Below are 1636 nucleotides of genomic sequence, written 5' to 3'. Positions count from 1 at the left end.
CCTCTGCGACGCAGCATCGAGGCCGTTGAGGAATCCGGCAAGATTCGTCGCGCCGTCGGTGGCACGATCGGTGGACGCGACGTCGACGCCGCCGCGAACGGTGTCGAAGTTCCCTGGTCCAGTCGTCTGCGGCGGTTCGAAGCCGAGATACGCGATCGTCGCCACCGACTCCCCTGGCCGGTTGGCGTTCATGAGTTGTATTCCTGTCTCATTGTTGAGGACTCGGCTTCACCGACCATCCCGCCGAGCGAGTCCTCGATGTTGCTGTTGAAGCCGGGCACTGTTACCGCGACATGGTCGGCCGTGTCCGGGTTTCCTACCGAGAATGCCACCATCCCACGCTCTCCCGACTGCATGTCCAGCAGCAGGAGCAGTCCGTCGGGATTCTCATCGAGAATGGATTCGATCTTGTCGAGATCCTTCAGCTTCTGCTCGGTATACCAGTGGGCGGCGTCGTCATCAGTGAACGTACCGCCGAAGAGATTCCCGTCCAGTTCGTCCTGGAGCCGACTCCGCTCGGCTTCGAGCCGTGTCCGCTCGTCGTCGATGCGGTTCACGTTCGCCTCGTGGCGGACGTCGGCGGGTATCCCGTCCCGGTTCCCCACCCATTCGGGGTGCTTCTCGATCACGTCACGCCGTTGCGGCTCATCCATCGCGTCCCAGTACTCGCGATTCTCGATCGATGACGCATCACCAGGTGGCGACGGCGCTGTCAGCCCACCTTGCTGTTCACCCGCCGCAGCCGCAGCGTCCACGTCGACGGCGCCCCGGTCGTCGATCTCACCACGCGCGGCGCGTTTCAGCACCGACGCAGCGTCATTGTCGATGTCCTCTGCCTGGAAGATGATGGCCCTCGCCGCCGCACGCAGCTCATCTCGTACCGTCTCGCGCGCCTTTGCCTCATCGGCATCCGCCGGCGGTCCGGGGAGATCGGTGACGTCCCCGACGTCGGAGACGGTCATCCGATTGGTTGCAGCGAGGTCCTCGATCGCTTCGAGTTCCTTCTTCAAGTGAGTGACGGCAACGCTCGTTTCGCGGGTGACCCGCCGCACCGCGCCGATTGCGGCTACCTCGTCGAGCAGCTGATCGGCCGTCACCTGAAAACGTACCCGCGCCGCAACTGCGGCATCGTCATGCCAGCCCGGTAACCGACCGATGTCGGCCAGGCGATCCCGCACGTCGTCACATGTCACGATACGAGCAGACAGCGACTGCTCGAGCCGATCGAGCGCAACGACATCCCACTGCCGAACCTTCGCCAGATCCATGATCCCCCCACTAAGCCTCGCCCCCTGCGAAAGCCGGAGATAATCTATCGCAATACGGCGACAAGCCGGGAGAGCCGAGGGTGGGGGACACATGAGCAACGAGGTAGTCGTAGACACGTCTGTCCTACGAGAGGCGGCTCGTTCGATGGACATGCTGTTCGACGACGCAACGTCCCGATTGAACGCAATCGACGCGGCGATTACAGACTCTTCCGGCGCGTGGCCGGGTGCCGCCGGAGAGTCGTTCGGCCATGTGGTTGCTCACTTCGACGAGCACCGCGGGTCACTGCAGAAGCGTCTCGGAGAGTTATCCAACGAGCTGCTCCATACCGCGGCCGTCTACGACGAACAGGACCACTTCGCCGCCG

Annotated in this window: 3 protein-coding genes; 1 reads left to right on the top strand and 2 read right to left on the bottom strand. The window is 63.6% G+C overall.

All coding sequences use genetic code 11. The features are described from left to right. Together WAW17_RS31015 and WAW17_RS31010 are read right to left on the bottom strand one after the other, a co-directional pair. Positions 1–192, bottom strand: a 192-nt coding sequence (locus WAW17_RS31015; protein ID WP_422336668.1) for an alpha/beta hydrolase, incomplete at its 3' end; no start/stop codon positions are given. Beyond that, positions 189–1268 (bottom strand): alpha/beta hydrolase, encoded by a 1080-nt coding sequence (locus tag WAW17_RS31010; protein ID WP_422336667.1) that lies wholly within the window; start codon positions 1266–1268, stop codon positions 189–191. The genes WAW17_RS31015 and WAW17_RS31010, both read right to left, overlap by 4 nt. Before the next feature lie 91 nt (positions 1269–1359). Between WAW17_RS31010 and WAW17_RS31005 the strand changes: the two genes are divergently transcribed. Further along, positions 1360–1636, top strand: a 277-nt coding sequence (locus tag WAW17_RS31005) for a WXG100 family type VII secretion target (RefSeq protein ID WP_422336666.1), incomplete at its 3' end; no start/stop codon positions are given.

Source organism: Rhodococcus sp. (in: high G+C Gram-positive bacteria) (assembly GCF_049286785.1).
Taxonomy (GTDB): domain Bacteria; phylum Actinomycetota; class Actinomycetes; order Mycobacteriales; family Mycobacteriaceae; genus Rhodococcus_F.
The sequence above is the reverse complement of the archived record's forward strand: the minus strand, read 5'-3'. Positions and strand labels throughout refer to the sequence as shown.